At 47.5% G+C, this 24,292-nt stretch carries 26 protein-coding genes; 6 read left to right on the plus strand and 20 right to left on the minus strand.

Annotated features, from left to right (window positions below; genetic code table 11):
- Nucleotides 1-14 precede the first annotated feature (14 nt).
- From ADU22_RS19350 to ADU22_RS19385, 8 genes are all read right to left on the minus strand, one after another.
- Nucleotides 15-821, minus strand: coding sequence for a thermonuclease family protein (locus ADU22_RS19350; protein ID WP_053363626.1), 807 nt, complete (start codon nucleotides 819-821; stop codon nucleotides 15-17).
- 126 nt (nucleotides 822-947) lie between these two features.
- Nucleotides 948-2,588, minus strand: a complete 1,641-nt coding sequence (locus ADU22_RS19355; protein ID WP_053363627.1) for an ABC transporter permease — start codon at nucleotides 2,586-2,588, stop codon at nucleotides 948-950.
- Nucleotides 2,589-2,824: 236 nt separating this feature from the next.
- On the minus strand, nucleotides 2,825-3,463 hold the full coding sequence (locus ADU22_RS19360) for a response regulator (protein ID WP_053363628.1): 639 nt from the start codon (nucleotides 3,461-3,463) through the stop codon (nucleotides 2,825-2,827).
- Between the two features lie 14 nt (nucleotides 3,464-3,477).
- The gene (locus tag ADU22_RS19365; protein WP_053363629.1) at nucleotides 3,478-4,593 is read right to left on the minus strand and encodes a GAF domain-containing sensor histidine kinase; all 1,116 of its coding nucleotides are present in this window, start codon (nucleotides 4,591-4,593) and stop codon (nucleotides 3,478-3,480) included.
- 172 nt (nucleotides 4,594-4,765) lie between these two features.
- Nucleotides 4,766-5,356, minus strand: a complete 591-nt coding sequence (locus ADU22_RS19370; protein WP_053364672.1) for a molybdopterin-dependent oxidoreductase — start codon at nucleotides 5,354-5,356, stop codon at nucleotides 4,766-4,768.
- A 132-nt stretch (nucleotides 5,357-5,488) separates the two neighbouring features.
- Complete coding sequence (locus ADU22_RS19375; protein ID WP_053363630.1) at nucleotides 5,489-6,514, minus strand: S-adenosylmethionine:tRNA ribosyltransferase-isomerase; 1,026 nt, start codon at nucleotides 6,512-6,514, stop codon at nucleotides 5,489-5,491.
- Complete coding sequence (locus tag ADU22_RS19380) at nucleotides 6,511-7,245, minus strand: SDR family NAD(P)-dependent oxidoreductase (protein ID WP_053363631.1); 735 nt, start codon at nucleotides 7,243-7,245, stop codon at nucleotides 6,511-6,513. Before ADU22_RS19380 ends, ADU22_RS19375 begins: the two co-directional genes overlap by 4 nt.
- 356 nt (nucleotides 7,246-7,601) lie before the next feature.
- Nucleotides 7,602-7,820: a hypothetical protein gene (locus tag ADU22_RS19385; protein WP_156324402.1), complete on the minus strand. Its 219-nt coding sequence runs from the start codon at nucleotides 7,818-7,820 to the stop codon at nucleotides 7,602-7,604.
- A gap of 69 nt (nucleotides 7,821-7,889) precedes the next feature.
- Here ADU22_RS19385 and ADU22_RS19390 point away from each other — a divergent pair, with 69 nt between their 5' ends.
- Nucleotides 7,890-9,113: an ATP-grasp domain-containing protein gene (locus ADU22_RS19390; protein WP_053363633.1), complete on the plus strand. Its 1,224-nt coding sequence runs from the start codon at nucleotides 7,890-7,892 to the stop codon at nucleotides 9,111-9,113.
- Between the two features lie 203 nt (nucleotides 9,114-9,316).
- Complete coding sequence (locus tag ADU22_RS19395; RefSeq protein ID WP_053363634.1) at nucleotides 9,317-10,165, plus strand: oxidoreductase; 849 nt, start codon at nucleotides 9,317-9,319, stop codon at nucleotides 10,163-10,165.
- A gap of 86 nt (nucleotides 10,166-10,251) precedes the next feature.
- Here the strand turns inward: ADU22_RS19395 and ADU22_RS19400 are convergent, their stop codons facing one another.
- The 3 genes from ADU22_RS19400 to desA form a co-directional block, all read right to left on the minus strand.
- On the minus strand, nucleotides 10,252-10,851 hold the full coding sequence (locus tag ADU22_RS19400) for a response regulator transcription factor (RefSeq protein ID WP_053363635.1): 600 nt from the start codon (nucleotides 10,849-10,851) through the stop codon (nucleotides 10,252-10,254).
- Nucleotides 10,848-11,987: a sensor histidine kinase gene (locus ADU22_RS19405; protein ID WP_053363636.1), complete on the minus strand. Its 1,140-nt coding sequence runs from the start codon at nucleotides 11,985-11,987 to the stop codon at nucleotides 10,848-10,850. Before ADU22_RS19405 ends, ADU22_RS19400 begins: the two co-directional genes overlap by 4 nt.
- Before the next feature lie 108 nt (nucleotides 11,988-12,095).
- Nucleotides 12,096-13,127 (minus strand): Delta(5) desaturase DesA, encoded by a 1,032-nt coding sequence (gene desA, locus ADU22_RS19410; RefSeq protein WP_053363637.1) that lies wholly within the window; start codon nucleotides 13,125-13,127, stop codon nucleotides 12,096-12,098.
- Between the two features lie 311 nt (nucleotides 13,128-13,438).
- Between desA and ADU22_RS19415 the strand changes: the two genes are divergently transcribed.
- Nucleotides 13,439-14,110 (plus strand): TorD/DmsD family molecular chaperone, encoded by a 672-nt coding sequence (locus ADU22_RS19415; protein WP_053363638.1) that lies wholly within the window; start codon nucleotides 13,439-13,441, stop codon nucleotides 14,108-14,110.
- A 151-nt stretch (nucleotides 14,111-14,261) separates the two neighbouring features.
- Here ADU22_RS19415 and ADU22_RS19420 read toward each other — a convergent pair whose 3' ends face one another.
- Nucleotides 14,262-15,596 carry a sodium-dependent transporter gene (locus ADU22_RS19420; RefSeq protein ID WP_053364673.1) on the minus strand — a complete coding sequence of 445 codons (1,335 nt, stop codon included), beginning with the start codon at nucleotides 15,594-15,596 and terminating at the stop codon, nucleotides 14,262-14,264.
- A gap of 268 nt (nucleotides 15,597-15,864) precedes the next feature.
- On the opposite strand from ADU22_RS19420, the gene ADU22_RS19425 reads away from it, so the two are divergent.
- The 3 genes from ADU22_RS19425 to ADU22_RS19435 all read left to right on the plus strand — a co-directional run bounded on the left by ADU22_RS19425 (nucleotide 15,865) and on the right by ADU22_RS19435 (nucleotide 17,411).
- A complete protein-coding gene (locus ADU22_RS19425) occupies nucleotides 15,865-16,293 on the plus strand; it encodes a cell wall hydrolase (protein WP_053363639.1) in 429 nt (142 codons plus the stop codon).
- A 182-nt stretch (nucleotides 16,294-16,475) separates the two neighbouring features.
- On the plus strand, nucleotides 16,476-16,673 hold the full coding sequence (locus ADU22_RS19430; RefSeq protein ID WP_053363640.1) for a hypothetical protein: 198 nt from the start codon (nucleotides 16,476-16,478) through the stop codon (nucleotides 16,671-16,673).
- Between the two features lie 6 nt (nucleotides 16,674-16,679).
- Complete coding sequence (locus tag ADU22_RS19435) at nucleotides 16,680-17,411, plus strand: sensor domain-containing diguanylate cyclase (protein WP_286132415.1); 732 nt, start codon at nucleotides 16,680-16,682, stop codon at nucleotides 17,409-17,411.
- A 65-nt stretch (nucleotides 17,412-17,476) separates the two neighbouring features.
- On the opposite strand, the gene ADU22_RS19440 is transcribed toward ADU22_RS19435, so the two are convergent.
- The 8 genes from ADU22_RS19440 to ADU22_RS19475 form a co-directional block, all read right to left on the minus strand.
- Nucleotides 17,477-18,121, minus strand: a complete 645-nt coding sequence (locus tag ADU22_RS19440) for an SDR family oxidoreductase (RefSeq protein WP_053363642.1) — start codon at nucleotides 18,119-18,121, stop codon at nucleotides 17,477-17,479.
- A 224-nt stretch (nucleotides 18,122-18,345) separates the two neighbouring features.
- Nucleotides 18,346-18,666, minus strand: a complete 321-nt coding sequence (locus ADU22_RS19445; RefSeq protein WP_053363643.1) for an ArsR/SmtB family transcription factor — start codon at nucleotides 18,664-18,666, stop codon at nucleotides 18,346-18,348.
- Nucleotides 18,667-19,095 (minus strand): SRPBCC family protein, encoded by a 429-nt coding sequence (locus tag ADU22_RS19450; protein WP_053363644.1) that lies wholly within the window; start codon nucleotides 19,093-19,095, stop codon nucleotides 18,667-18,669. It lies immediately after the preceding gene.
- Between the two features lie 158 nt (nucleotides 19,096-19,253).
- Nucleotides 19,254-19,997, minus strand: a complete 744-nt coding sequence (locus ADU22_RS19455) for a glucose 1-dehydrogenase (protein ID WP_053363645.1) — start codon at nucleotides 19,995-19,997, stop codon at nucleotides 19,254-19,256.
- Nucleotides 19,998-20,018: 21 nt separating this feature from the next.
- Nucleotides 20,019-21,071: a phosphotransferase family protein gene (locus ADU22_RS19460; protein ID WP_053363646.1), complete on the minus strand. Its 1,053-nt coding sequence runs from the start codon at nucleotides 21,069-21,071 to the stop codon at nucleotides 20,019-20,021.
- A gap of 75 nt (nucleotides 21,072-21,146) precedes the next feature.
- The gene (locus ADU22_RS19465; RefSeq protein ID WP_053363647.1) at nucleotides 21,147-22,379 is read right to left on the minus strand and encodes an acyl-CoA dehydrogenase; all 1,233 of its coding nucleotides are present in this window, start codon (nucleotides 22,377-22,379) and stop codon (nucleotides 21,147-21,149) included.
- A gap of 84 nt (nucleotides 22,380-22,463) precedes the next feature.
- Nucleotides 22,464-23,444: an NADPH:quinone oxidoreductase family protein gene (locus tag ADU22_RS19470; RefSeq protein ID WP_053363648.1), complete on the minus strand. Its 981-nt coding sequence runs from the start codon at nucleotides 23,442-23,444 to the stop codon at nucleotides 22,464-22,466.
- Nucleotides 23,445-23,468: 24 nt separating this feature from the next.
- Nucleotides 23,469-24,251 (minus strand): enoyl-CoA hydratase, encoded by a 783-nt coding sequence (locus ADU22_RS19475; protein WP_053363649.1) that lies wholly within the window; start codon nucleotides 24,249-24,251, stop codon nucleotides 23,469-23,471.
- Nucleotides 24,252-24,292 lie beyond the last annotated feature (41 nt).

The raw sequence follows: 24,292 nt of genomic DNA on the forward strand, positions 1-24,292 counted from the left end.
ACAAACAAAGCGCGCTATCGTTTTGAAGCCCTATAGCCGGCTGCTTTGGCCTCTTCTTCCGTACAGAACCAGACGATATTCTGCTCTGATACTTCATCGTAATAATTGCCTGAGGGTGTATGGTAAATTTTTGAGTTTCTGTTTCCTTTAACTTTCCCCTCACAAGTACCATCACTTGCTGCTCCAGGAACTCCGTTTTGCTGTTCTGCTGCCTCGGTATCATACCCCTTTTCCTGGACATAATCCTCAATGCTCCAGATGCCATTCCCCGCTGTTTCCGCTTTCCGCTGAGCTTCACGGAATGTGTCCACATATTTGGTATTTGGCGGAAAAACGGCGACCCTTGCCAATCCTTCTTCAATCAAAGTCTGATTGAAGAGCTGGCCTTCAAGCCAAACGTAGGCAAGAACACGCCCATAGCGGTCCCTTTCCTGGACATCCAGTTCAAGAAGAACGTCCTTGCCTGTCAGCCGGGAAGTCGTGAATGCCGACGCTTCCTTGCCAAATGGCTGTAAGCCCAGCTTCGGGTGCTTCGTCTCAGGGGTATCAATCAAGGTCATCCTTACCGTTTCTTCCCGCCCATTATCGAGCCTGACCTTGAAGGTATCGCCGTCCACCACCGAAAGAACTTTTGCCTTTAGACCCTCGATGTCTTCCTTAAGCGGACTTTCCGCTGCTTCCTGGGCCTTATTCCGGCTTTCCGGTGAAATTTCCTGGTGAGCAGGCTGGCCCTTTGTCTGGCGAGTCTCCTCGACAACACCGCCACAGCCAGACAAAATAAACAGCAGTACTAGCAAACTTGCAAACAAATAATTTCTCATCCTGCACTCCTTTAACTCAAAACTCACGATTGCTATTTTACCACACAAACCAAAAGCGTGCCTGACCCCCGGTGCGGTAACGCGTTACCGCATCGGGGGTCAGGCACGCTTTTGTCAAATGAAGCTTCAGTGTTGCTCTTTTTCCATGATGACGTGGAAAAAGAAGATGGACAGTCCGCTGATGACGATGATCAGGAGCGAGGCAATCGCTGCTTCCTGGATCATTTCATCACTCGCATATTGGAACGCTTTTGTCGCAAGCGTGTAGAAATTAAAGGGCTGTAGAATCATAGTTAACGGCAGCTCCTTCAAAATATCAACAAAAACGAGGATGAAGCCGCTGAACACTGCCCCTTTGATCATTTTCAGGTCCACTTTAAAAAAAGTCTTTGTAACCGACATGCCGAGCAGGCGCGATGCTTCCGTAAACGAACGCCCAACCTTCTCGAATCCGGCCTCGATGGAGTTGTAGCCGATGGCAAGAAACCTGATCACATAGGCGAAAATCAGCATGCTGACACTCAAGCTTAAGATCAGGGTCGGCTGCAGGCCGATTGCCTCGTAAAATGAAAACAGCTTTTTATCCAGCGCAATAAAAAGAGTGATGACACCGATGGCAATGACAGCCCCAGGCATCGAATAGCCAAGGATTGTCACCCTGGACATGGCTTTTGCCACCCTTCCATCCGTGAGCCTCGTGTAATTCCCGATTATCAGCGCTGCGGCGACAATCACGCTCGCCGCAATCACTGCGACAAACACCGAGTTCCAAATCAGCCTGAAGAATTCCTCGGTAAAAATTAGCTCATAGGTCATGAAAGCCCAATGTACAAGCTGAACAAAAGGAATCAGGAAAGCGAGTGAAAAGATGGCAAGGAAATAGGCGAACATTCCCCAGCCCTTCAGGCCGGTTAGCTTCATTTTTTGTATAGGGCGTACTTTGGAAGTGGAGAAACTATATTTTTTCCGCCCTCTAAACAGTTTCTCAAGGACCAGAATTACAATGACAATGCTCATTAGGATTCCGGCGAGCCGGACAGCAGAGCCATGGTCCCCCATCCCAAACCAGGCCTGGAAAATGGCAGTGCTGAAGGTTGGAATCCCGAAATACTTGACGACTCCAAAATCATTCAGGACCTCCAGGACCACAAGGCTTGCTCCGCCAATGATCGCCGTGCGGGAAATGGGAATGACCACCCGGTAAAAGATTTCAAGCGAGGAGCTGCCAAGCAGCCTCGCATTTTCAATCAGGGAAGCAGCCTGTTTTTCCAGAAAGCTCCTTGTGATGATATACACGTACGGAAACAAAAACATCGTGAAGATAAACACGGCGCCAGGCATTGTCATGATGTCAAAATACTTTTGCTGCACCTGGACATCAAAGGAATTCCGCAAAGTGGTCTGAATGACGCCCGTGTAGTTCAGGATTCCGTGATAGGTATAGGCTCCTATGTAAGGCGGAATCGCCAGCGGCAATACGAGCGCCCATTTAAAGAAATTTTTAAAAGGAAAATCATAGGCCGAGATAAACCAGGCAGCGCTGACTCCGATCAGAATCGTAAACAGTGCCGTAAAGATTACGAGAGTCATAGTATTGAATATATAACTTTTCAGGAGAAACTCCTTAATATGGTACCAATTCTCATTTGGAGGCGTAAATAGCTGGGCGAATACCGAGATGTTCGGCAGGAGAATGATCAGGACAAACAATACGGTGAGCACAGCCCATCCATTTAGGTGCATTTTCACGTTTCTAACCCACTGCATTGATCCAACCTTCTTCCCATCCTGTTGTAGCATCCCCTGCTTTTGACCGGCAGTTCAATGCTTCGTTTGTTGTCCATCCTATAAACCTTTGGATTCTATCGTAACGCTTTTCATTTTAATTATAATGAAAATCATTCTCAAGTCAATTCAAGATCAGGGTGTTTTATCAGTAATAAATGACAATATAGTGAAAACCCGCTGCAACTAAGCCAAGCGGCCGATTAGAACCACCGCTTTTACACCAGGTGATGCTTGACGGCATACAAGGCGGCCTGGGTCCTGTCGGCAACCTCAAGCTTGCCAAGCAGGTTGGAAACATGCGTTTTTACGGTTTTTTCGGTAATGAACAAGGCTGCCGCAATTTCTTTGTTGCTTTTCCCTGATGCGATTTCCCGAAGAACCTCCATTTCCCTTTTAGTCAGCTGTTCCGCCAGCTGGTTCTCCTTTCTCCGTTTGTTGGACAAGTTGGCGAGGAGTTGTGAAGTGGCCTTTGGATGAAGCTGGCTTTCTCCGGCCATCATCTTACGGATGCAGACCACCAGATCATCCGGCTCAATGTCCTTCAGCTGATACCCTGAGGCACCGGCTTCCATGGCAGGCAGCACATGGTCCTGATCGGAAAAGCTGGTAAGGATCATGATTTTTATATCAGGCTGCTCCTTCTTGATGATTTTCGTCGCCTGTATTCCATCCATCACCGGCATGACGAGGTCCATCAATATCAGGTCAGGCTTGTGCTTCCTGGCCAGCTCGATCGCTTCACTGCCGTTCCCTGCTTCCCCGATAATTTCCAAATCATGCTGGGTACGCAGAAAAAAGACCAATCCTCTTCTGACAATATGATGGTCATCGGCAATTAAGATTTTCGTTCCCATATTGTTCCTCTCCTTTAAATAGGCAGTTCAATGGTAATTTCTGTTCCTTGCCCATGGCCGGACTTCAGATAAAATCTCCCTTTAAGGGCTTCTGTCCGCATCTTCATGCTCTTTAGGCCAAGTGAAGGCAGGTCGCGGTTTTCATCATGCTCAAAACCGCATCCCTCATCCCGGATGCTCATGGTCACTGATGCCTTGCTTATTTTAAAATGAAGGTGAACAAAGGATGTCTGTGCATGCTTTTTACAATTGGCCAATGCCTCTTGGCCGATGCGCCACAGCGCCTCCTCCACCCTTGCCGGAAACGATGCAATGCCCGTAACCTCTGTATGAATCGTCAGTCCCAGCATCCCTGCATATTCCATCAGGCTGCTCACTAATCCCTTTTCCAGCCCCCGCGGTTTCAGCTGCCAAATGAGGGCCCTCATTTCCCCGAGAGCTTCCTGGGAGAGATCCTGGATATAGCCAAAAGTTTCCCGGACTTCTCCAGTTGACATTTCCATGCCGCCGCGTGCGGTAAGGCTGAGCGAAAAAAGCAACTGATTGACAGAATCATGCAGATCTCTGGCAAGCCGGTTCCGTTCAGCAAGCAAGGCTGTCTCCTGTTCCCGCTGTGTCAGGTGAATCCTTTTCAGCGCAGTCCCTATCTGGTAGGCTACCCCTTCGAGCAGGGCAAGTTCATCGCTTCTGAACTCCTTTTTCTTTGGCGATCCAACATTCAGGAGACCGAACCGTTCGCCTCCGGCCCGCAATGGAACGGTTGCATGGTGGGTCAGCCCGCCGGTATCTTCGTTTCCCTCTTCGATCGCCTCTTCAATTCGCTTGCATTCTATAATATTGGTAGCCCTGGTTAATTGCTTTTTATGATAGCGGCTGACACACCAGCAATCACCCTGGCACATCCTGCGTTTGTTTTCAACTGATAGCGCAGGGGGCAGATGTTCCTCGGCGGCCAGAACATGGCGGCCGTTTTCATCAATAAGGAAGACCCACCCTGTCTCAAGCCCTGTGAGGTGCAGGAGTTTTCTTAACACCTGGGAAAGCATGAATTCACTCTCAGTACTTTCGTTCAATACCTCGGCAATCTCCTTCAGGATGCCGATTTCTTCGTATCTTGCGTCCATTGCCATGAACTCCTCCTAAATCGGTATCTTTTCCCATTATATCTAATTTTTAAATAAAGAACCCTGCTTTTTAAGGAGTTACCCTGTCTAAAGGCGGCTCCCCTGCTGTGGAAAGCCGCCTTTCTTCTTTTCATATGGAGATGATTATACCGATACCTCTCATCATTAGAAGATGATTCTAGCGATACCTCTCTTCCTTAAATGGATTGGCGGTCATCGAGTAGCCCATTTCTTCCCAGAAACCTGCTTCATCTTCTTTCATGAAACGGATGCCGGATACCCATTTGGTCCCTTTCCAAAGGTAAAAGGTTTCTGGTGGAATAAACCGGATTGGAAAGCCATGCTTTGGATCCAGGTCGGCCCAGTCATGATCCTTATCTTTCCAGCGGAACACGAACAAGGAGTCATCCCCCAAGAGTGCTTTCAAAGGCAAATTCGCATTATACCCAAAGCGATCGCCATCGTAATACCCATAGATTTGGACATATTCCACACCTTCCTCGAGCTCTACGAGATTCAGCAGCTCGCGAAAAGGCACTCCTTCAAAGCTTGTTCCAAACTTTGACCAGGTTGTGACACAATGCATGTTCACAGTGGACACCCGGGTTGGCAGGCTCATGAATTCCTGATAAGTCAAGAGGACCTCGTTTTTCAACTCCCCAAATAGCCTGAAATTCCATGTTGCTTCATCGAACTGATACACATCGCCAACGTGGAGGATCGGCCATTTCTCACTTTTGAATTGTCCTGGCGGCAGCTGTTTTTCCAAACCATTCACCTTCCATTCTGATTTGTTTTTTTCATCATAGTGGTTTAGGCATAATGGATGCAAGGAAACAGGTGCTCCTATGCTCGTATTGAACTACAGGCCGAAGGTGAAATCGCCCAGCCATAGCCTCCTTTATAAAATCAAATTCATATCGCCAAATTCATGCCACAGGTAACCGCTTATAACTGCCTCCTGATAAGCGCACAGCAAATGGTGATCCGAAACAAAAGCGGTAAGCATATCAAGATGGCTGGCTTTCGGTTCATGAAATCCGGTAAGGATGCCGTCAACCATTTTTAAACGGGTTTCCCTGTTGATGTACAGATTGGTCGAGCCTGAAAGCTTTTCGCCTGCTGCCGCTGTTTCAAGGGCGCGGACCACCGTCGTTCCTGCGGCAATGATTCGGCCGCCGGCAGCTTTTGTGCTGCTGATTTTCTGCATAACCTTCTCGGGAACATGATATGTTTCGCCATGGTCTCCAGGATGAAAATCAAAATCTTCACCCAGGTAGCTTAGCCCGGTATGAAGCTGGATAAAGGCAATGGAGACGCCCATATTCTGCAGCTGAAAGAGCAGTTCCCAGCTGAAAGCCCTGCCGGCTGAGGGCATTTCCACCGAGCCTGGGCTGCTGGCAAAAACGGTCTGGTAGTAGTCTAACTTCAATGGCTTTTCGATGTATTCATAGGTAATCGGTTCGCCAATATCATAAAGGATGTTATATAGCTCTGTGCCTGCTCTTGAAAAAAGGATGGTTTTTAAGGGGGAAGATGCTTTCTCTCCCGTAATGACACCTGACAGCCCCGCAGGGAATTGCAATGTATCCCCCACGCTTGCTCCTGCAGCGGCCACGAGCGCCTCCCAAGTGCTGTCATCCTTCCGACTTGCCAGCCGGACTTCAACTTCAGTATCCATTAAGGTCGTCCCGCGTTTCCAGATTCCTTTTAAAAGAGCGGGTATGGTCCTGCTTGAATTCAATATAATCAAGTCAGCCGTCTTCAAATAATTCCCAATCTGGAAGAAGGTGTCGTGGACCCTTTCCCCCGTTTTCCGGTCTAGCACCATCATCCTGACATGATCCCTGCGGATGCCCCGTCTTTCAGGGGGTATGGAAGCGTTTAATTCTTGCGGCAGATCAAAGTCAAGCTGTGCTGTTTTCATAGTGGCTCCACCCCTCTGAAACCCTGCGCTTCAAACCTCCGGCCGCTAATGCCGGCCGATTTTTCCGAGGCGAGGTAAAGAAAGACGCCTGTGAGGCTTTCCGGCTTGGCGAGTGGATAATCGCATTCCGGTACAGCTAGCGCATGCATTTGAGTATCCATTTCCCCCGGGTCGACCATATTGATTTTAATGTTTGTTCCTTGAAGCTCATCGGCCCAAGTCTCCGTAAGCCCCTCCAGTGCAAATTTGGAAATTCCGTATGCCCCCCAGCCAGCATAGCCAGTATTTCCCGCCTCCGACGTTACATTGATGATGCTGCCCCTGTTTCTCTGAAGCATTCCTGGAAGCACTCGGCGCGTTACCAGAAAAGGCGAAAAGGCATTTACCTTTAAAACTTCCATAAAATCTTCTTCTGGATAGTCCAGCAGCAATGGCATTGGACTAGGACCGATAATGGACGCATTATTGATCAAAACATCCACTTGGCCAAATGTTTCCTCTGTCACGGCCGCAAAGCGTTCGACATCACGCGGGTGCCCCACGTCTGCGCTGACAGCAAGCACCTTGCTCCCCAGAGCTTCTGCTGCCTCCTTTACCTTTAAAAGAGAAGCCCAGTTCCTGGCGCAGATGGAAAGGGAGGCGCCTTCCCTTGCAAAAGCCAGCGCCAGCGCCCGCCCAAGACCTCTTGAAGCACCTGTAATCATGACCACTTTTTTATCTGAATCATTCATTTCAATCTCTCCCTTTATATTATTTCATCTGCTTCAAGCTTAAAGGGTTTGGAAGCATTTTCCCTCCATAAAAAGCAGGAACAATTTCTCCTACTTTAGGATGAGAAAATGGACCTAGTTTCAAAAACTGTAAAAATGTGTATTAAAAGAATAGTACGAAAATATTTTCGTTTCTATCTATAAAGTGAAACTTCATTCAGTGGGGGTTTTCTTCATCCCCTAATGAATGTTAGTCGCGCATAGCCCGATTGATTTTTCTAAGGGCGAAAAATCTTATTTCACAAATCGGGCTTTTACTGGCAGTTGATTCCCCGCTTATCCATATTGGTTCTCCCTGAAGTCTTTAAGTGGGGGGCTTACTGCCAGTTAAAGCGGGATAAATCTTTCGTTTCATTCCTCCCCCTAACCAGGATGTCATCCACTTTGGTGTGACATCCTGGTCGTGGTGCGGAGAGCTTCTTTTCAAAGCTCTGTCGTGGTGCGATGCCTTCCCTTTTGGTTTTAATACACAGCATGCTGATGCCTTCCTGTATGGCGGTAATATGGTCCCCTGTCATGGATGTGAATACGGCCACCTGCTCATGCTGCTGCAGCCATCCTATCTTATAAAAAACGATAAAATTTCATAGTTTGGAGGAATGTCCATGAAACAGTTAGCTTATGCCAAGACGTCCATTCCCAACACACTTCGTCCCTCGCACACTATCGAAAGCTTGTATGGACAAGGGTATATTTATAATCCAAAGCTTTACTCCGAGGATTATTCGCATTTCTCCAGCGATGTTTTAAGTTTGGAAGCACTGACAGGCAGAGAGCTCAGTGTAGCAGGTGATGCACCGGTAATCTGCCATGTGGGCACTGTCACGGAGCCGGCATTGAGACTCCTGCGGAAAGCCGGGTTAACCGTTCCTGCCTCCCTTTATACTTACAGCAGTGAAGAAGACTATCTGGCACTCCTGCATCAGCTGGAATATCTAAACAAAAAGGTGATTTTCCAATACCCGCATCCCGCAGAAAAGGCCTCTCCCGAGCTGCACTGGGTGGATCCGGATGTACATGCTTATCTTTGCGATAAACGGAGCATCCCTGATTTGGTTCCGGCAGGACATTATCCGCAAAGGAAAATGATGAGCCTTGCGGAGATTTTGCAGGAAAAACCGCAGCTGCCGCTTGTGTTGAAGTCCGGGGACGGGAGGCCGACATCCGGTGGCTGCGGGGTCATGCTCGTCCATGATGAACATCAGCTAAACAGTGTTGATGAGACTTTCTGTGACTTATCGAAAATCATTGTCGAAGAGCATATTGAGTATGATGAAAATATTTCCGTTCACTATGCCGTCAACCCTGATGGCGAAATCAGGTTTCTGGGAAGGTCGGAGCAGATTGTCAATCAGGAAGGCTGCTTCCGGGGGAGCTGGATTTCGGTGGACATCGATGACAAAATTGCGCCTATTGCTGAGACAGGGTACTGGGTGATGAAAAGGATTGCCGACACCGGCTATGTTGGCGTAGCGGGGTTCGATGTCCTGGTTAAGGGTGATTCATTCTACTTTATTGACTTGAACGTCCGCTTTAACGCTTCGACGTGCGGATTGCTGCTTTATCGTGATATCCAACGAAACTACGGAAAAAGTGTCATGAGACTGTGCAACCTGGAGTGGACAAGCTCTTTTGACGATCTTGTCCCTGTGGTAGAGAATTACATGGATTCAGGTAAGTTCGTCCCGATTGGCTTTCTTGATGCAGACTATGTCCCTTGCGGCAGCAGCACATCCAAAGCCGTCGGCCTGGTCATCGCCCATTCCACAGAAGAGGCCGAAACCACCCTCACCCAAATGGCACTTGACGGCCTGCATCCGCGAGAATAACATTTTTGGGGTCAGGCACCCTTTAATAAACTAAAGCGGGTCAGGCACCCTTTACCAGAGTAAAGGGTGCCTGACCCGCTTTCCCCGTTTAATGCGCTGCATCCCCCATTACCTTGGACACCCAGCCTTTTCTGCTGGTCAAAACCCTTCTCCTCGCTTATTGTAGTTTTAGATCACTTTTTACAAACAAGGAGGAAATTGGCATGAAAACGGCCATTGTGACTGGTTCATCAAGCGGTTTTGGCCTCTTATGCGCACTGGAACTGGCGAAAGAGGGCTTCCATGTGGTCGCCACCATGAGGGATCCGAACAAAAGCGACGCACTTATGAAGCTGGCGAAGGAAAGACAATTGGAAAAACACATCGAAATTCAGGCTCTTGATGTGGCTTCTTCCCTTTCCATACAGCAATTTAAGCAATACATACAATCTTTCGGCAAAATTGAGGTTCTCGTTAATAACGCCGGCTACGCGCTCGGCGGTTTTTGCGAAGAATTGCAGCTCGATGATTACCGCCAGCAATTCGAAACGAATGTGTTTGGCGTGATTGGGGTGACTCAGGCTGTCCTGCCCTTTATGCGGCAGAACCAGCATGGCCGGATCATCAATATCAGCAGCATCAGCGGACTGGTCGGCTTTCCGGGGCTGTCTCCCTACACTGCCTCCAAGCATGCGCTGGAAGGCTTTAGCGAAAGTTTGCGGCTGGAGCTAAAACCTTTCGGGATTGATGTGGTCCTCGTCGAACCAGGATCCTATAAAACCAACATCTGGTCCAGCATGGACACAATCAAAGTGGAACAGGATTCCCCGTATTACGAATATATGACCGTCCTGATGAAGGAAGTCGACAGCGGCAAGGCCAGCCACGGAAACCCGGAGGACGTGGCCAAACTCGTGGCCAAAATAGCCGCCCAGCAGCAGAGCCCCGATCTCAGGTACCCAATCGGCAAAGGCGTAAAAAACAGCCTCCTGTTCAAAAAAATACTTCCATGGAATAGGCTAGAAAAAGTGATTCTCAAAAAACTAGGGGTCAGGCACTCTTCACTGCACTAAAGGGGGTCAGGCACGCGTTAGGGCTTTAATGCAAAAAACCGGGCAACAAGCTTGCGCTTGTTGCCCGGTTTTTTGTCTATGTCTGCCTATTTGAACCATCCTTTTTCCTTTGACTGCCTGATGGCTTCGATTCGGTTCGTCACTTCCAGCTTGTCAAGGATGGTGGAAATATAGTTCCTTACCGTTCCGGTGGTGATGGTCAGCTCGCTGGCGATGTCCTTTGTATTTTTGCCGTCCGCCACCAGGCCAAGGACTTCCATCTCCCTCTCTGTAAGCGGGTTTTCCTCGCTGTAGATGTCATCCATCAGCTCAGGTGCGAACATCCGCCGGCCGGCCATGACGCTGCGAATGGAACTTGCCAGCTCTTCGCTCGGGCTGTCTTTCAGCAGGTAGCCCTTCACCCCCGCCTTCAGGGCGCGCTGAAAATAGCCGGAACGGGCAAAGGTGGTTAAGATAATCACCTTGCAGCCATGCGGTTTTAGTTCCTCTGCAGCTTCCAGCCCGGTTTTTCCCGGCATTTCTATATCCATGATGCAAATATCAGGCTGAAGCTTTTTAACAAGTTCCACCGCTTCTTCCCCATTGCTCGCCTTTCCAACCACTTCCATATCATCCTCGAGGCTGAGCAGGGATCCCAATGCTCCCAACAGCATCCGCTGGTCCTCCGCGATGACAATCCTGATCATTTTGCTCCCTCCCTATCCTTTTGCTCGACAAACCTCGGCACTTTTATGACTAATAATGTCCCGCCCTCTTCCTTGATATCAAGGGTGCCATTCACAAATTCAAGGCGTTCTCTCATTCCGTTCAAACCGCTTCCCTTGGCAAAGTCCTCTTCCGTCACACCGCCTTTGCCATCATCCTTCACCATCAAAGTGATTTCCTTTGGCGACTGGATCAGTTCCACACTGCAATTAGCGGCAGCACTGTGTTTGACGATATTGGTCACCGCTTCCTTCAGACACATGCTGAGAATGTTCTCGGTCAGAAGGGAGACGTTTTTCACCGGCAGCTCGGCATCGCAGTGAAACTCAATTTCTGCCGCCTTCAAAATTTGCTGTACTCGGGCAAGTTCCTCTTTTACCCGGATACCGCGCATTTCAGCGACCATTTTCCGGACTTCATTCAGAGCCGTCCGTGACGTCTGCTGGACATCCTTCAATTCAGCCCTTGCCTGCTCAGGGTCCTTATAAACCAATCGGCTTGCCAAATCGCTTTTTAGTCCAATAAGTGAAAGCTTTTGCCCCAGTGTGTCATGAAGGTCCCGTGCGATCCGCTGGCGTTCTTCAAGTTTCACCAGTTCGGAAATCCGCTTGTTTGCATCTTCCAGCTTTTCCTCCAGCCGTCCGCGCACATTCCGGTTCCTGATGCTGAGCGGCAGGAAGATGATGCTGATCCAGACAATGATTACGAAAGGCAGCTGAGTCAAGAACAAATCTTCTTTTAAAATCAATTCGAAATTAATCGCCGCCGACATGCCGACAAGATGGATAAAATACAAAACAAAAAACGGGATTTTCTGGTTGATATTCCCTATAAAATAAGCAATGAAAAAAGCAAAATACACATAGCTGAACAAAGTCGTCGAGGCGACGGAAATGCCGATCAGCATCACGGTCCAAATATACACGGCCCAGCTTTTGGAGATAAACGCCAGCCGGTAAAAAACAAAAAAGGACACCGTCAAAATCAAGCCAGTCACAATCACAATTGTGGAAAGAGTTTGTGAAAAGATAAAATAAAATGGCAAAATGCCAAGGATGGTCCAGATATACGGAGAGATTCCGGTCGTTTTCAGCAAGTTCCAGTATTGTCTAATCATGCATGCAACCTCGTTCTTTGATATCAATATTTTACCATAATCGCCGGCACTCGTCCCATGTCTATAAAAAACAAACTCTCCTCAGTGAAAGGAGAGTGTAAAACCAGTTTATACCTGAGTTCTCGCCGAAGAGGAGACAGATTTTTTTGCAGCCTTTTTCAAATGTGCAAAGGTCACAAACTTCTTGCCTTCTTCATCCCATAGTTTGAATTTAATCGCACCAAGGCTCGCCGCCAGCGTAATCGTCGGCACATTTTGCAGCGGAACTGTATTTTCATGCACTTCTTCGAGCTTGTAATTTGGAACACGAGGGCTTAAATGATGCACATGGTGAAAGCCAATGTTCCCGGTCAGCCACTGGAGCAGCTTTGGCAGCTTGTAAAAGGAGCTTCCTTCTACAGCAGCCTTCACATATTCCCAATGCTCATCTTCTTCGAAATAGGAATCCTCAAACGTGTGCTGGATGTAGAACAGCCAGATGCCAAGGCCGCCTGAAATCATGAAAATCGGGCCCTGAACAAGCAGGAAGTTCTGCCAGCCGATTGCCCATGAAAGCAAGCCGATAATCAAGACAAGCATGACATTAGTAAAATAAAGGTTATTTTTCTCTTTTTGCCTTGCTCCCTTGCGGTTAAAACGGTTTGTAATTCCGAATACATAGATTGGTCCAAGTATGAACATTACAAATGGATTGCGGTACAGCCTGTACTTTACCTTGGTCCAAAATGGCGCTTCAAGGTACTCGTCAACCGTTAGCATCCAAAGATCCCCGGTCCCGCGCTTGTCCAGATTGCTGCTTGTCGCATGATGGACGGAGTGTTCATATCCCCATTGATCATACGGGAAGAGCGTCAAAATGCCCGTGATTGTTCCAAGGACTCGGTTGGCCTTCCTGTTTTTAAAAAAGGAATGGTGGGTGCAGTCGTGAAAAATGATGAAGATCCGCACAAGAAAACCGGCTGCAATTACAGCGATTCCCAATGTAAGAAAATACGAAATGGAAAGGCTTTGGTAAGCTAAATACCAGAGCAGGAAAAATGGCCCCAGCGTATTGATGATTTGCCATATGCTTTTCGATAGTTCCGATTTTTCATAAGGGGCAACCTGCTTCCGCAAAGCTTTAGGGTTATGATTGTTCAATGGTACAATTCCCCTTTCTAGGTGATGTTAATTTTATTATAGAAAACGGAAACAAACCTTGTAAGTCCCAGGTGTCATATCTTTTATATGATAAATGTCATATAACTATAGTAAAAATAAGGAAAACCAATCTATGCCTGTTCTAAAACGCCAAATATAGGTTAACCAAAAAACAAATTATTGTTCATAGATTGCTCAAAAATTTGCGGCGATTGTGTGAAAACTGCATGGGGAGGCATGTTTGAAAGAAACTTTCCGTTAGAATACTTGTATATTCTTGATAATTAGATTGGAAAGTAGGGGGTTTCCTGATGAATGCACTCGCAGAAGACAGATTTACAGCTCCTTTTGAGGAATTATTTTATACAAGACTGGTATTGAACGATGCGATTCGTTTTTTATTCAATCATCCTCCTGAAAAAAATTATTTTCTTGTCATTCTGAATGACCCTGGCTTTCAATCTTTGGCGGAAATGAACGAGAATGCGAAGAAAATTGAACAAGAGATCAAAAAATTCCGGGAAGATGACGCTGTCCTTCAAAAGGCTGTTTCGGCCTATCACGACCTATTCACGGGTCCCAATCCGCTGCCTGCGCCGCTATGGGAATCCGTCTACCTTGGGCGCGAGCATATTTTATTTGATGAGCAAACACTTCAGGCCCGGGCCTTTTACCGCAAATATGGCCTGAGGTTTACCCATGAAAACAATCAGCCCGACGATCACATCGCGGTCGAGCTCGAATTCCTTTCCTATCTGGTTCGTTCATCCCTCGAATACGGTGATGAAGCAGCAATAAGGGAATTGTTGAAGGACCAGCATTCTTTTATTACAGTACATCTGGCCAGATGGGTGTACCTGCTGTGCGACAGGCTGCTGAAAGGGACCAGCCATCCGCTCTATCAGGCACTGGCCCTTCTATTAAAAGACTACCTTGATCTTGAACTGGAAACTGCTGAATTTCTGGAAGAATGGCTGAGGTGACAAGGTCATTTTAAAATCAAAAGCGGATGCCGCGCAGGTTCCCTCCCTGTTCGGCATCCGCTTTTTTCTATGCATCACTCAGCTTCCCCTTCAGGATAGGCAGACAAGCTATGCAAAAAGGCTGCCAATAGACAGCCCTCTCCGGTTAGTTCTAAATAATTCCCAGCGAACTTAGGAAGACCAGCACAATCCCAACTGGGGCGATGTAGCGGATCGCTGCATACCAGATGTCGAACAGGATCCCGAGCCCCTTCGTCCCTTTGTTCAGCTCTTCTTTTACAAGCTCGCGCGGCAAACGGTAGGCCACAAAAAGGGAAATAAACAGTGCGCCAATAGGCAGTCCCAGGTTGGTTACAAGAAAATCGGAGAAATCAAAGATCGACTTCCCAAAAATCTGGACATCTGACAGCATACCAAAGGAAAGCGCACTTGGAACACCCACCATGAAAATAAGCAAGCCGCTGATCCAGGAAATCTTCCCTCTCCGGTCTGCATCATCTTTTACTAGCGCCGCGACCACTATTTCCAGGATGGAGAAGGCCGAGGTCAAGGTTGCAAACAAAAGCAGAATCAGGAAGATGACCAGGAACACACCGCCAAACGCGATTTCATTGAATACCGCCGGCAGGACGACAAACACAAGCCCTGGTCCTTCGCCTGGTTCAAAGCCGAGCGCAAAGACGGCCGGGAAAATGACCAGCCCGGCAAGCAGGCAGATGAATATATTCAACCCTACTACCGAAAAAGCTGATTTGGTGAGGTTTTCCTTGTTGGATAAGTAGGATGAATATGTGACCATGACAGAAATCCCGACACTCAATGTAAAAAACGCCTGTCCAAGCGCCATGAGGATGGTTTCACCCGTAATGGCGGAGAAATCAGGGTAAAGCAAGAACCTGACACCTTCCATGGCACCATCGAGTGTCAGCGAGCGGATTCCAAGGATAATAAAAAACAGAAACAAAGCTGGCATCATGTATTTGCTGGCCCGCTCAATTCCCTTCTGGATACCGCCTTTCACGACGAAAATCGTCATCAGCATAAAAATGAACTGGGCGGCCACCACTTCCACCGGATTGGAAATGACCTCGCCAAAAACCGCTCCATAGTCCGCATCGGTCAAAGATCCTGTCAGGCCGCGCCACAGGTACGATAGGATCCAGCCGCCGACCACACTGTAAAAAGACAGCAGGATAAAGGAAAAAAGGACACCGGCATAGCCGACATAATGCCATTTGCTTCCTGGAGCGAGTTTCTGGTAGGCCCTGACAGCATCTTTTTGGCTGTTTCGCCCTACGATAAATTCCGCTATCAAAATCGGTGCTCCCACAAAGATGGTAAGGATGATGAATAAAAGAAAAAAGATGGCTCCCCCATTGGTTCCGGCCAGATAAGGAAATTTCCAGATGGCACCCAAGCCAATCGCCGACCCTGCGGCGGCAAGGATGAAGCCAAGTTTGGATGTCCATTGTTCATGACTTTTCATATGTACTTTAACTCCTTTTGCAGTATCAAGCTGATATTTTTCCATGTTACTATGAATGAATGAAAAAGAGTAGTTATTTTTATTCCATTCAAATTTCCTGGGTGTTATTACTATTTGCCAAAAAAGGGTACCCATTCCTTATTAGGTGAATAATAGGCCAATCACTCCCCTGCATATCCTTTAATGGCCGCATTCTAACCAGCAGTGTTCCTTTACCTGTCAGACCTGGCTGGGAAGGCTAATCCTTAATTTTACTGGAGGTGGGCTTATGGCTGTGGTGAAGCATACAGAAGCGGATATCGATCTTTTGGCGAGATTGCTGAGGGCGGAAGCGGAGGGAGAAGGACACATTGGCATGCTGCATGTCGGGACAGTCGGCATCAACCGGATCAGAGCCAACTGTTCGGATTTTATAGGATTGCGCACCATTCCTCACATGGTTTTTCAGGAGCATGCTTTTGAAGCCACACAAAAAGGTTATTTTTATCAGCGGGCAAGGGCATCGGAAAAGCGCCTCGCACGCAGGGCAGTCCGCGGCGAACGCTCCTGGCCGGCCCGGTTCAGTCTATGGTACTTCCGGCCCTCCGGCGACTGCCCCCCAACCTGGTATAACCAGCCATTGGCGGGCCGCTACAAACTCCACTGCTTCTACGAACCAACCGGAACCGAATGCGAAAACATCTACAACACCTTTTAAAAGGCCCTTCACCGCTTCACCGCATCCGGGGTCAGGCACCGTTTAGTGCGTTAAAGCAACAGTGCCACTTCCCATGTTTTTATGTTTCTCCTTTACACATGGGGATGTTTTGTAGGATATTTTTATTAGGCAATAGACGATGAAGTGTCCTGTCAAACGAAAAGTGTAAAGGAGAAAGCAGCATGGCCCCTGTTCTGTATAAAAATTTCGCTGAAGCCTCGCAAAAATTACTGGAAATCTTGAATGCGATTCTGCCAGATAAGACTCTTATGCTGGCGAAAAAAAACGAGAAACATATTAAGCTTGAAAAATTGCTCCCTAACGATAATGGTATTCTTGCAAAAGAGGGGGACCTTATAGCCATTGAGGATGTGTACTGACAGCACATCTTATTTGGTGGTCGTGAACCCCTATTAATTGAAAATGCCAAGGAAAATCCTATCAGCAAAAGCCTGCCCCTGGCAGAAAAGGCCAATATCGGCTCTTACCTTGGTGTACCTGTGTTTTACCAAAACGGTGAAGTGTACGGCACCCTTTGTGCGATGGATTCCAAACCATCCACATACAGCCCGGAGGCTGTAAAAGCGCTTGAAAACCTGTCGCAGCTGTTCGCCTATGTCCTCGACCTCGAGGCGAAAGCCACAAAAGACCAATTGACAGGCTTGTATAACAGGCATTTTCTCTATCAGCTTTTTGATGAAAAAATCACCCTGGATAAAACGGCTAAGGGCACCCTCATGTTCCTTGACCTCGATGGCTTCAAAGCTGTAAATGATAAGTATGGCCACGAACTGGGCGACATAGTCTTAAAGGAAGTAGCTCATCGGATTCGCGATTGCCTTCCGGAAAACGGTTTAGGCGTCAGGCTGGGCGGCGATGAATTCGTGCTCCTGATTCCAGAGCTTACTGATAAAAACAAAATCGCGCAGCATGCCCAGAAAGTCCTTAATGTCATGTCATCCTGGAAAATTTATGAACACCAGCTTGCCCTGTCCACAAGCATTGGCATCACGCTCTACCCTGAGGACGATTCAAGTATACGGACACTGCTGAAGTACGCAGACGCCGCGATGTACCGGGCAAAAGAACATGGCAAGAATCGCTATATGTTTTTCTGACAGCAGCTGAACCACAAAAAAAGGAAAGCGGCCATACATTCTGCCGCTTTCCTCTTTTAATTGTTTTACAAAGCCTTCAGAGCCTCTGCAATCGGCGTGCCCCCGCCAACTAAATCGAATGACCTTTTAAACGTGCGTTCCTCATCCAGCGCATGCAGGATGACCCTAGCGACATCTTCACGCGGAATGCTGCCCCGTTCGAGATTTTCAGCTGCTGTCACTTTCCCTGTACCCGGCTCGTTAATTAGTCCGCCCGGACGGACAATGGTGTAATTCAACACGCTTTGCAGCAGCGCACGATCAGCGTAATGCTTGGCTGCAAAGTAAGGTTTGATCTGCTCGCTCCAATTCTCCCGGCGATGCGCCTGGATAGCGCTGACCATGATGAACCGATCAATGCCTGCCTGCTCTGCCGCTTCCACCGTTTTTGCAGCACCGTCCAGATCAATCAGCAAGGTCTTATCCAGACCGGTATGCCCCCCAGATCCAGCCGTGAAAACAATGGCATCGCATCCTTTCACGGCCTGGGCGATGTCATCCACGCTTCCCTCAAGGCTGGCCAGCACGGTTTCAACTCCAATGCTGCGGAAGTATTCCTGCTGCTCCTCCTTGCGAACCATTGCCCGTGCCTCATGCTTTCCGCTGTCTTTTAAAAGCTGGACCAAGTGCCGGCCGATCTGGCCATTGGCACCTACAACCAATACTTTCATGCAATCAAGCTCCTTTCGCGTTGGTATCGTTCCATTCTATTATAAAACACCCCCCGGCTTCCAACGTCCTGCTTCCCCTCCTCATGAATCCCGCACACTCAACACTTCCTCCTGCCCGCAGTTGGTTTTACTATTTTACCCATCGAGGAGGCCCATCAAAATCAGCATAGGTGCAGTAAAAAAACAAAAAGGCTGACCCAAGTTTTTCTTGGAGTCAGCCTTTTTCACTGTTCGTCATGTTCAACAAGATGTTTCAGCATCGATAATTTGTTGCTCCAGAACTGCTCATAATACGAAAGCCACTCCTGCACTTCCTCAAGCGGTTCCGGCTGCAGGCTGTACAGCTTTTCCCTGCCTTCCTTTCTCGAACTGACCAATTTTGCCTCCGAAAGGATGTGTAGATGTTTTACGACTGCGGTACGGCTGATGGGAAAATGCGTTGCAATGGATGAAATCGGCATTTCCCTTTTAGCCAGCAGGCGCAGCACTTCTCTGCGGGTTGGGTCGGCAATCGCCTGGAAAACATCATGCTTCGCTGCAGACACTTAGCCTTCCACAACCTGTTTCAACCGGGCAGCGATCTTCTCCCAGCCTCCGTTCATCCGCTCGCGAATGACGGCTGCATTTTCCCCGGCTTTGCTAACCGTTTCGTCAGCCTGCTTCCAGCCGCCGTGAATGACCGTGAATTCCGTAGCGCCTTCCAATTCTTTTAAAACAAATGACACAACCCATCCTTCCGTATCCCAGGAAAATGACAGAGTGTTTGGTTCATCGATTTTCAGTACCTTGCATGGTGAAGGACCAAAAGGAGATTGAATGTGGAATTCATGCCCTTCTACAGGCTGGAAATCATTTGGCATAAACCACGCAGCAATTCCTTCCGCAGTAGAAACCTTTTCCCAAACCTTCTGAATAGGCGCCTGGATGATAACGCTCTGGTTAATGTCTTTTACAGTGTTTTGATTATTATTCATGAGTTAAGCTCCTTGAACGTTCAATTTATAACACCTCTAAGTGTCATTTAAAGAATATAACACCTTTTGGTATTACGTCAAGGTTCAATTTCTCCATCGACTAAAAGACAAAAGATCCAAAATTATTATCCGTCAAAATTCCGGTCTACCTATAACGTTTAGAGATTCAAAGTTCCACCATCAATGACGATGGTTTCTCCGGTAATGAACGAGGATTCATCTGAAGCAAGAAATAAAACCAAATTGGCTATTTCCTCCGGGTGGCCAATTCGGTTTAAGGCATTGGCTGTGGACAACACTGGCCATTTTTTTGTTTTCTTCCAGTCGCTGACCATATCCGTATCAATGATTCCCGGGGCGATTGCATTCACGCGGATATTCTTTTTGCCAAACTCCGTTGCGGCTGTTTTAGTAAGGGCAATCACGCTGCTTTTCGATGCTGAATAGGCTGCCACCAGCTTTTGACCTTTGATGCCGGCAATACTCGCTGTGTTGATAATCGAACCGCCAGCAGTCATCTCAGGAATTGCGTATTTCAACCCCAAAAACACACCGGTTATATTGACATCAAACACTTCTTGCCATTCTTCCACTGACACATCGGGGATTTTTTTCTCACCGCTTTTTACTCCGGCGTTATTAAATAAAATATCCAACTTGCCATAGGTATTAACAGCTTTTTGAATCATATTCTGTACATCTTCAGGTTGGGTCATATTTGTCCGAATAAACTCTGCTTCCCCACCCATTTCCCTAATTAAATTTACGGTTTGGATCCCATTTTCTTCACTATAATCAGCTATAAGCAAGCGTGCCCCCTCTTTTGCAAATCGAACCGCGGTCGCTCTGCCAATTCCTCCGCCGCCACCTGTTATGATCGCTACTTTATCATTCAAACGCATCCCATTCACCCCTTCAATATTTTAAAATCCCCTTGTTGACAACAAAGCATATTCAATTAGGTTTGCAGCAATTTGATTCATCCGGGAAAATCTCTCATCATTTGTCTGGCCCTTAAAGTAACGAAAATAAATTTGCTGTGAAATGACAGCCAATTTAAAATACGAGAAGGTAACGTAAAAATGTATATTGGAGACGTCACGACCGCTTTTCGTCGCATACCTTTCTAAAAAGGCTTCACGGGTAAAGAAGCCTTCTTTAGCCGTTATGGCTCCATTTCCTAACCCAGAGTCTGCGGCATCCGCCCAGTAGCATAAGGCAACGCCAACTTCTGCCAGTGGATCGCCGATTGTGGCCATTTCCCAATCAAACAGCCCGGTCATTTCACGAAAATCGTCTGAAAACATCGCATTGTTCAATTTATAATCATATTGAATGATTGTCGGTTTAGGTGAAACGGGGATATTTTTTTGCAGCCATGAAGTTAACTCATCGATACCAGGAAGCTCTTCCGTTTTGGCATTTTCATACCGCTTTATCCAACCGCCGACCTGCCGTTCCATAAAACCATCTGGCCGCGAAATCTTAAGTAATTCCGTTTTCGTATAATCGACCTGATGCAATTCTACTAACTTATCAACCATGATTTCCGATATTTGTTTCCCTAACTCCGGTTGATAGGGAACATTTGCAGGAAATTCTTTATCCAGGACAATACCTTTTCTCCTTTCCATGATAAAAAAAGGGCTCCCAATAATCGAGGTATCATCGGAATAAATATAAGGCTTGGGTGCGGTTGGAAATAACGGGTGTAAATTGGATAATATCGTATATTCCCGCCCCATATCATGCGCTTTCTGTGCGACAGGGCCGTGCGGCGGCCGGCGCAGCACGGCCTCCCATTCGCCAATCCTTACTAAATAGGTGAGATTGGACTGACCTGCGCCAAATTGTTCAATCTCCAAATCTCCTGGGGGAGCATCTTCTATATTTTCATGAATAAATTTCTTGAGAATTTCCTCATTCAGTTCTTCGCCTTTTCGAACCATTATCGTATCACGAAAGGGTATCGTCATTACTCTCACTCCCTTCTAAAAAAGTTCAGGCAATGGCGGGCTGGCCTCCCATTACCTGAACATGGGATATTATTTTTAACTGCGGACTGCTGTTAATTCTGAAGTTTGATATTTTTTAAGTTCCAATCTGGCAATTTGGCGGCGATGTACTTCATCCGGTCCATCAGCAAGTCTGAGTGTACGTGCCTGTGCCCAATGATAAGCAAGCGTGAAATCCTCACTGACTCCTGCTGCGCCAAATGCTTGAATGGCACGATCAAGCACTCGTAGCGCCATATTTGGAGCAACCACTTTAATCATCGCGATTTCGGTCTTCGCCTCTTTATTTCCGACGGTGTCCATCATATAGGCTGCTTTTAATGTCAATAAACGTGCCTGCTCAATCTCAATTCGGGAATCTGCAATCCACTCTTGGACTACACCTTGTTCGGCAATTTTCTTGCCAAAGGCAGTCCGGCTTTGAACACGCTTGGTCAGGTCTTCAAGTGCACGCTCGGCCAACCCGATTAACCTCATACAGTGATGGATTCTTCCTGGTCCAAGCCGCCCTTGAGCAATAGCAAATCCTTTTCCTTCTTCCCAAAGCATATTTTCGGCTGGCACCCGGACATTTTCATAGACAATTTCCGCATGGCCATGAGGTGCATCATCATAGCCGAACACTGGTAAGATTCGTTCAATCTTAACACCTGGTGTGTTCAATGGTACGAGAATCATGGACTGCTGTTCATGCCGTGGTGCGGTGGGATCATTTTTCCCCATCACAATCGCAATCTTGCAGCGCGGGTCCCCTGCACCCGACGACCACCACTTCCTCCCATTGATCACATATTCATCACCATCCCTAACAATACTAGTTTCAATATTAGTAGCGTCACTGGATGCGACATCCGGCTCGGTCATGGAAAAACAGGAACGAATCTCGCCGGCTAACAGCGGCTCAAGCCACTGTTTCTTCTGGGCTTCTGTACCATAACGCACCAGAACTTCCATGTTGCCTGTATCCGGTGCGTTGCAATTGAATACTTCCGGTCCAATCATGGATCTCCCCATGATCTCACATAGCGGCGCATATTCCAGATTGGTTAATCCCGCCCCATATTCACTTTCCGGCAAGAACAAATTCCATAGACCTTCCGCTTTTGCCTTCTCTTTAAGCTCTTCCATGATCGGTGGGATAGACCACCGTGTTTCCTGCTGGTTCAGCTGCTCCTGATAAACCTTTTCATTAGGATAGACATAGTCTTCCATAAACTTAATAACTCTCTTCTGCAAACCTGCAACCTTTTCAGTATGGGTAAAATTCATTTTCCACATCTCCTATTCATGTTTTTAGACAAGTGCATTCGACATCACTCGGGCGGTGCCTATAACTGTTCGATTTCTTTTTGCCTATGGAAGCGCCACCAATTTGCCGTAGGTTTGGCGGTCGGCGAGAACGTCCAGGGCAGATGGGACATCTTTGAAGTCGTACTCGCGGTAGATTAATGGCTTAATTAATCCTTCCTCATGGAGCCTCATTAAGTCTTCGTGAATTTTAACTACTTTATCGGGATTTAGTCTGCGGAATAAGCCCCAATGGACACCGACAATGGAATAGTTCTTTATCAAGGCATGGTTGGCAGGTGCATCTGGAATCCGGCCGCCTGCAAAGCCAATAACCAGCAAGCGACCATCAAATGCGATACATTTCCTTGAGCGGTCAAACACATCTCCGCCGACAGGATCATAGATGACATCTGCCCCGCGTCCGCCTGTTTCCTTTTTCACGATATCAACAAAATCCTCTGCTAGGTAATCAATCGCAACATCTGCACCAAGCTCTTTGCATAATTGTGCCTTTTCAGGGCCGCCGGCCGTGGCGATTACCTTCGCTCCTTTTGCCTTGCCAAGCTGAATCGCGGCCGAACCAMCCCCGCCAGCGCCGGCATGGACTAACAGCACTTCTCCTTCTTGTATATTGGCACGGTGATATAGCGCATAATAAGAAGTTTGATAGGTTATAAACATGGATGCGGCTTCACTAGCTGACATGGCATCGGATATGACATAGACGGAATCCTCTGGCACGCTGACCCATTCGGAATACCCCCCATTCGGCAGCGGTGGAGTAGCAACGACACGCTGACCCGCTTTAAATTGGCTTCCTTCCCCTACAGCCCGGACAATCCCGGCAATTTCCGCCCCCGGAGTGAACGGTGTCGGCGGCTTCTCCTGATATTTTCCCTGGCAGAGTAAAATATCGAAGAAATTCAGCGAGGAAGCCTCCACTTGAATTAATAGTTTTCCTTCCTCAACGGCCGGAACCGATAACTCCTGCAGCTCCAGAACATCTTTTGGGTCCCCTAACTTATTGACAATCCAGCTCTTCATGAAAAATCCCTCCTAAACTAATTCTTATCGATGGGAAAAAACAGGCTTTCTTTTTTCAATAAACGCTGATACTCCTTCCTTGACATCCTCTGTTTGGAATACCTCTTCAAACAGCTCAGCTTCTCTTTCAATTCCGGCCTGGAATTCCATGTTCGTCCCTTCATCCACAGCTTTTTTGATTCGGGACAGTGCCTGCAGGGAATAGCCGCTGATTTTCCTGGCCAATTCCAGTGCCTCGGTCATTCCTTGTCCAGATGCGACAACTTTATTTACCAAACCAAGTTTTTCGGCTTCATGAGCCGAAATAGGGTCGCCGACAAACATAAGCTCCTTGGCCTTTGCCTCTCCTACAATTCTTGGAAGACGCTGGGTGCCCCCTCCCCCTGGGAAGATCCCTAATTTGATTTCCGGCAGGCCAAGCTGGGCATGCTCCTCAGCAATACGGATATCACAGGTGATCGCGAGCTCACAGCCGCCGCCGAAGGTAAGCCCATTTAGCACAGCAATTGTCGGCTTAGGAAGGGAATCAATTTGGTTAAATACAGCGTGCTGATCCATAATTCGTTCCTTCATGCCTGATTTACCAAAAGATTGAGGGAACTCTTTAATATCGGCCCCCGCCATGAATGCCCGGCTCCCTGCACCCGTCAAGATGACCACAACAATGTCATTATCATGGGCAATTTCATCAAATACAGACTTCAATTCACTCGTTACCTGTCCGCTTAAAACATTTAACGGCGGATTATCAATTTTTACAATCGCAATAGAATCATTTTTTTCCAGTTTCACTAATTGAGTATTCACTTTCCCTTCACCCCTGTTTTTTCATAGTCATACCTGCCATT

This window comes from Bacillus sp. FJAT-27251 (assembly GCF_001273925.1).
In the GTDB taxonomy this organism is placed as follows: domain Bacteria; phylum Bacillota; class Bacilli; order Bacillales; family Cytobacillaceae; genus Mesobacillus_B.